Source organism: Curtobacterium sp. ISL-83 (assembly GCF_018613895.1).
Taxonomy (GTDB): Bacteria; Actinomycetota; Actinomycetes; order Actinomycetales; family Microbacteriaceae; genus Curtobacterium.
This window is the reverse complement of record NZ_JAGGPH010000019.1, coordinates 1-5,616: the sequence shown is the minus strand read 5'-3', so window position 1 is coordinate 5,616 and position 5,616 is coordinate 1. Positions and strand designations below refer to the sequence as shown.

7 protein-coding genes are annotated in these 5,616 nt (G+C 73.7%); 5 read left to right on the top strand and 2 right to left on the bottom strand.

The features are described from left to right. The first annotated feature begins 63 nt into the window (after window positions 1-63). Window positions 64-948: a J domain-containing protein gene (locus J7E22_RS16345; RefSeq protein ID WP_214982903.1), complete on the top strand. Its 885-nt coding sequence runs from the start codon at window positions 64-66 to the stop codon at window positions 946-948. After that, on the top strand, window positions 945-1,316 hold the full coding sequence (locus J7E22_RS16340; RefSeq protein WP_214982902.1) for a hypothetical protein: 372 nt from the start codon (window positions 945-947) through the stop codon (window positions 1,314-1,316). Before J7E22_RS16345 ends, J7E22_RS16340 begins: the two co-directional genes overlap by 4 nt. 19 nt (window positions 1,317-1,335) lie before the next feature. On the opposite strand, the gene J7E22_RS16335 is transcribed toward J7E22_RS16340, so the two are convergent. After that, window positions 1,336-1,698, bottom strand: a complete 363-nt coding sequence (locus tag J7E22_RS16335; RefSeq protein WP_214982901.1) for an RNA-binding S4 domain-containing protein — start codon at window positions 1,696-1,698, stop codon at window positions 1,336-1,338. 22 nt (window positions 1,699-1,720) lie between these two features. Between J7E22_RS16335 and J7E22_RS16330 the strand changes: the two genes are divergently transcribed. Together J7E22_RS16330 and J7E22_RS16325 are read left to right on the top strand one after the other, a co-directional pair. Continuing rightward, window positions 1,721-2,149, top strand: a complete 429-nt coding sequence (locus J7E22_RS16330; protein WP_214982900.1) for a hypothetical protein — start codon at window positions 1,721-1,723, stop codon at window positions 2,147-2,149. Window positions 2,150-2,158: 9 nt separating this feature from the next. Continuing rightward, window positions 2,159-3,310 carry a hypothetical protein gene (locus J7E22_RS16325; RefSeq protein ID WP_214982899.1) on the top strand — a complete coding sequence of 384 codons (1,152 nt, stop codon included), beginning with the start codon at window positions 2,159-2,161 and terminating at the stop codon, window positions 3,308-3,310. A gap of 5 nt (window positions 3,311-3,315) precedes the next feature. On the opposite strand, the gene J7E22_RS16320 is transcribed toward J7E22_RS16325, so the two are convergent. Continuing rightward, window positions 3,316-4,812 carry a trypsin-like peptidase domain-containing protein gene (locus J7E22_RS16320; protein WP_214982898.1) on the bottom strand — a complete coding sequence of 499 codons (1,497 nt, stop codon included), beginning with the start codon at window positions 4,810-4,812 and terminating at the stop codon, window positions 3,316-3,318. A 158-nt stretch (window positions 4,813-4,970) separates the two neighbouring features. Here J7E22_RS16320 and J7E22_RS16315 point away from each other — a divergent pair. Next, the coding region (locus J7E22_RS16315; protein WP_214982897.1) for an iron chelate uptake ABC transporter family permease subunit at window positions 4,971-5,616 on the top strand (646 nt) is incomplete at its 3' end.

Below are 5,616 nucleotides of genomic sequence, written 5' to 3'. Positions count from 1 at the left end.
CCAGGCATCGCCCAGCCGGCACGCGGCGGACTGCGACCCTGCTTCCGGTACTGTCGCAGGGCCATGACCGACAGCCCGGCCGACGCCACCCCGTACGAGGTCCTCGGCGTCCCCGCGACCGCCGACGACGACGCCCTCCGCCGTGCCTACCGGAAGATGGCGCGCGAGACCCACCCGGACCTCGGCGGCGACCCGATCCGGTTCCGCCGCGTGCAGATCGCCTGGGAACGCGTCGGCACCCCGGCCGCTCGTCGCGCCTACGACGCGGGATCCCGTCCCACCTCCGCCCCGTCTGGTGCGTCCGGCTCCNNCTCCCGCCCGCGGGCCCGGTCCCACGGGCACCCCGGCGGCCGCTCCCGCGAGGTCTTCCTGCAGGCCGAGCGCGAGTGGGTCGGACTCGGCGACCCCATCGAGGACCCCTACGACCCGACGCTCATCCGGTCCGCCCCCCGACACATCCGGCGGCTGCTGGCCGAGGCCCTCGCAGAAGAGGCGACGGCCGCGATCGTGTCCGACATGGGCATCGGCGTCACCGTCTGGCACGACCTGGACGCTGGGTCCGAGGGCAAGCTCGACCACGCCGTCCTGACGACCTCCGGACTGTGGGCGCTCGAGTCCATCGACTGGGGTGCTCCGGTGCGCATCGAGCACGGTGAGATCGTCGGGGAGACCCTGACGCCCGGGGAGCGACCCGTCAAGGAACTGGTGCGGGCCTCCCGTGCCGTGCAGAAGCAGACCCGCGTCCGCTTCACCGGGCGGATCCTCGTCGTGCCGGACTCCGCGGTCGAGGACGACGTCCAGATCGTCGGGCCGTCCCGGAAGCCCACCGCGTTCGTGGTCCGGCGGAGCGCGCTCGGGCAGGTCCTGAACGGGGTGTGGTCGCCGGAGGGTGCCGTCGACGTGTTCGACGTCCGCGACCGCCTGCAACAGACCGTCCGCTTCGTGTGAGCGCCCCGGAGCACGTCGTCACGGTCGGTGGCTGGGAACACGACTGCTGCGGCCTGGCCATCGAGATCGGGGACGTCGTCGAGTACAGCGTCGTGTCAGGCAACGTCGCCGGGCGCTACGAAGCGGTCCGGCACGGCACCGTGCCCACGTTCCCGGTCCGGGGTCGGGTCCTCGAGTTGTACGCCGTCGGGGTCGAGGGGCGCGTGGCCCTCCGGCGGGTACCGAGTGGCAGGGCGCTCCGCGGGTTCGATGACGATGACGACGGGCACCTGGAGGCACGGTGGACCGGTCAGCGCGTCGAGGTCGTGTTCGACGGCGAACGGTGGTTCGACGTGGTGATCGATCCGTCCAGCACGCGCCAAGGATGACCGCGGTCCAGCGCGCTGGTCAGTAGCCGCGCAGCTTCTCCAGGTCGCGGCGTTCCCGCTTGCTCGGACGACCGGCGCCACGCTCGCGCATCGGCACGAACCCGGCCTCCTCCTTCGGTGGCAGGGGAGGGGTCTTGTCCTCGAAGTGCTTCGCGGCCTCGGGTGCGCTCGTCCGCTTCAGGATGATCCCGGTGACGACGACGACCCGGTCGAAGCCGTTCTGGCGGACACGGACCTCGTCCCCGGGGCCGACGGGCTGGGCGGCCTTGGCGCGCTCCCCGTTCACCCGCACGTGGCCGGCCTTGCACGCGGCGGTGGCGGCGGACCGGGTCTTGGTGATCCGCACCGCCCAGATCCAGCTGTCCACGCGCGCCTTCTCCATCCCGCCACTCTAGGCTCGCCGCATGAGCGTGCACGAGCCTGGGGAGCAGGACGAGCCGGGGGGACAGGACGGCCTGGCGCGGGCGCTCGCACTCGGCGTGCTGCACGACGCCGGACTCGGCGACCGGCTCGTCGTCCGAGCGCACGACGGCGGGGGAGCGCGTGACGCCCTCGGCGACCTGATCGCCCGGACGGCGACGGCGGTCACGATCCACACCCGGCGCGGCCCGGTCGAGGTCGCCCTCGTCGACGTCGTCGCCGCGAAGCACGTCCCCGCCGCCCCTGACGCCAGCGCACGCCTGACCCCGTTCGGTGCGGGGTTCGACGCTCCGTGCGGGGAAAGTACCTCGCACGGAGAACGCAACCTCGCACCAGGACGCACCCTCCTCGCAGAGCGCGGCGTCGGCCGCCCCCGGCGAGCCGCACCCGGCAGCAGCACCCCGCCGCCGTAGCCTCGGGCCATGGCCGTCCCCGTCCCACTCGGCACCGAGGACCGCACCGCCCGCCTCACCCTCCGCCACCGCGACCGGTGGCAGCGCGAGGAGTCGGCCCAGGCGGACCTGCGCGTCTCCGGTGACGACGTCGTGCTCACCGTCCGCTCGCGTCCCAGCGACCGGTCCATCGGCGACGAGAGCAGCGGCCTCCTCGACCGCCTGCCCGGATCCGTCGACGGACTGCTCCTGGTCGGCTGCGACGTCTGGACCGAGGCCGGTGCCCCCGCACGTCTCGTCGAGTACGTCCGCCCCGACGAGGGCGGCGACGTCGCCGGAGCACACCTGCTCTTCGTCACCGGACGGCACCGTGTGGACCTGACGATCGAGCGCCCGCTCGCGCGACTGCTCGAGACCGACGATGTCGTGTTCGCCGTGCTCGAGAGCGTCCGCGCCACCGAACCCACGCCGAGCCGACCCGCCCGGGAGCTCGAGCCGCTGCCGGACCCCGCGCCCGCGCCCGGACTCACCGGTCCCCGCATCTCCGCGGCGGCACGGGGGACGCTCCGGAGCCTGGCGGGTCGCCGGTGGAACCCCACGCTCCTCCGCTCGGCGGCGGGCCGGGAGCTCATCGAGGCGGGTCTCGTCGGCCGCCTCGGGACCCTGCCGGACAGCACACAGACACTCCTCGCGCCCTGGGAGGGCGACGCCCAGCCGGTCACGCTGGAACAGCACCTGCCCGACGGGCGCGAGTCGCGCCTCCAGGCCTGGGGCGACACCGTCGTCGACGGGACGGACGACGCGGTCGTCGCGTCGCTGTCACCGGAGCGCGTGGTCGCGCTGCTGGCCGGGAGGCTCGGTGTCGGTCCGTCGTGGACCTTCCCGTTCCGCACGGGGTCGCTCCGGGCGGACCTGCTCGGGCGGCGGCTCACGCCGGGCACGGACGCTCCCGACCTGCCGACCGCCGTCGCCGAGGCCGACCCGCGCCTGGCGCGGTTCTGGGCGGCCCCGTGGACGGTGTCGCACTTGCGGCGTCCCGGTGCGGCGCGGCCGGTGACCATCGTGCGGGCGGACGGCCACGGGTTCGCCCGCGTCGGACGCACGGAAGCCGGGGAGACCGTCTTCGCGACGGACTCCCCGGCCAACGTGTACCGCTCGATCGTGCGTGCGGTCCTGGTCTAGACCGCTCAGGCGGCGGGACCGGCGGTCAGCGTGACCGTGACGGTCTTCGCCGCACCGGTGCTGTCGGTGTAGCCGACGGTGACCTTGTCGCCCACGTGGTGCGACTGGATCGCCTTGGTGAGCGCGTCGGAGCTGGCGACCGCGGTGCCGTCGAGGCTGGTGATGGTGTCACCCGCGACGAGTCCAGCGCTCTCGGCACCGGAGCCCTGCACCGTCCCGGCGACGGCGACGCCACCGGTCGTGGCGGTGCTGCTGACCTCGACGCCGAGGAACGCCGGCAGTCCGATCGTGATCGTGGACGAGGACTGCCCGGCCAGGATCTTCTGCGCGATGGACTTGGCGGTGGTGATCGGGATCGCGTAGCCGGTGACGTTCGTGGTCCCGGAGGACGCGGCGGTCGCCATGCCGACGACCTCGCCCTGGCTGTCGACGACCGGGCCGCCGGAGTCGCCGGAGACGACGTTCGCGGCGATCTCGATCAGCCCGCTGAGGGATTCGGTGCCGGTGCCGGACTCGCTCTGCACCTGGATGTCCTGCTTCGTCGCGGTGACCGTGCCGACCGCGGAGACGAGGTTCCCGGTGCCCTCGGCGTTGCCGACGTCCGTCACGGTGTCGCCGGTCGCGGGCTCGCCGTCCTGGTCGAGCGTGACGGTGGACAGCCCCGAGGCGTTCTCGAGCTTCAGGACGGCGACGTCGTCGGTGGCGTCCGTCCCCACGACGTCCGCCTTGTACTGCTTGCCGGTGGTCTCGTCGGTGACGGTGATGCTCGTCGCGCCCTGCACCACGTGGTTGTTCGTGAGGATCGTGCCGTTCGAGCTGAGGATCATCCCGGTCCCGGCTGCCTGCGACGACTGGTCGTAGTTCAGGACCGTGTTGATCGTGACGACGCCCTTCTTCTGCGCCGTCGTCGCGGGGGTCGCCGCGGACTCGGTGCTCCCGCCCGTGCTGCCGGAGGAGCCGGTGCCGTCACCGGGGACGGTGAACCCGTTCGTGCCGCTGCCGTCGCCCGTGCCGGTCCCGCTGCCCGTGCCGGACCCCGTGCCGTTCCCGGTGCCGGTGTCAGGCAGGGTGGTCGAGCCCTGCGACTGGCTCGACGTCGTGGTGGTGTGCTGCGTGGAGAGCCCGAGCGCCGTCCCCCCGGCGGCACCCACGATCGCGAGTGCCGCGATGCCGGACCCGATCACCAGGCCGAGTCGCCGCGGACGCTTCGTGCCGGGGTGGTTCGCCGCAGCGGCGCCCTGGGTCCATGCGTACTGCGGCCCGCCGAGGGCGGCCGAACCGACGCGGTACGGTCCGCGGCCGTCGGGGGTGTAGGCGTACGGGCCGGAGCCGTCGGGGCCGTAGAGGAACGGCCCGGAGCCGTCGAAGGCGTACGCGGGGCGCAGGGTCGCGCGGTCGGCGTGCGGCGGCTCCCAGGCGGAGTGTCCAGCCGCGCCCTGTGCGGCGTCGGGGCGGGCGGTGCCGTGCTCGTCGTTCGCGGCGGGGTTCGGGGTCTCGTTCATCGGTGCTCTCCGGTCGTCCTCGGCGTCCTGGTCAGGCGTCGATGGAACCCAGTACAGGCCCCGTTCCCATGACGACCCTATGAACCGGCCCTGCGCACGCTCACGGCTTCCTCGGCGCTCACCGAACGTGGTGCTGGGTTAGGGTTGCCTCACTTCCCATGCGCGCCTCTCCGACCCCACCGCCGTCCGGCACCGCCTCCCGTCGCGGACCCGTGCCGCTGGTGTGGGCGACCGTGCTGGCGGTCGTCGTGCTCGCGGTCGCCGTGGCGCTCTCGGTCGCCTTCGGATCACGCCCGATCCCGCTCGGCACCGTGCTCGACACCGTCCTGCATCCCGGGCGGCACGACGAGATCGGGCTCATCGTGCTCGGGAACCGGGTGCCGCGGACCGTCGTCGGCCTCCTCGCCGGAGCCGCCCTCGGGGTCGCCGGTGCCGTCATGCAGGGAGTCACCCGGAACCCGCTCGCCGACCCGAGCGTCCTCGGCATCAACGCCGGGGCAGCGCTCGCCGTCGTCACGGGGATCGCGGTGTTCGGCATCGGCGGGACCGCGGCGTACCTGCCCTTCGCGTTCGCCGGAGCCGCGCTCGCCGCCCTGCTCGTGTACGGCATCGCCGCGGTCGCACGACGCGGACTCTCACCCGTCGGCCTCGCGCTGTCGGGCGCGGTCGTCGCGGCAGCGTTGTCCTCGGTGACGACCGCGGTGCTCGTCACGAACCAGAGCCTGCTCGACCAGCTCCGCTTCTGGCAGGTCGGGGCGCTCGCCGGCCGGAGCCTCGACACCGCGTCCGTCATCACGGTGCCGG

Excerpts from the sequence above, each read along its gene's own strand:
- J7E22_RS16325 (WP_214982899.1), top strand. The coding sequence starts at position 2,159 with ATGGCCGTCCCCGTCCCACTCGGCACCGAGGACCGCACCGCCCGCCTC.
- J7E22_RS16330 (WP_214982900.1), top strand. The coding sequence starts at position 1,721 with ATGAGCGTGCACGAGCCTGGGGAGCAGGACGAGCCGGGGGGACAGGAC.
- J7E22_RS16320 (WP_214982898.1), bottom strand. The coding sequence starts at position 4,812 with ATGAACGAGACCCCGAACCCCGCCGCGAACGACGAGCACGGCACCGCC.
- J7E22_RS16335 (WP_214982901.1), bottom strand. The coding sequence starts at position 1,698 with ATGGAGAAGGCGCGCGTGGACAGCTGGATCTGGGCGGTGCGGATCACC.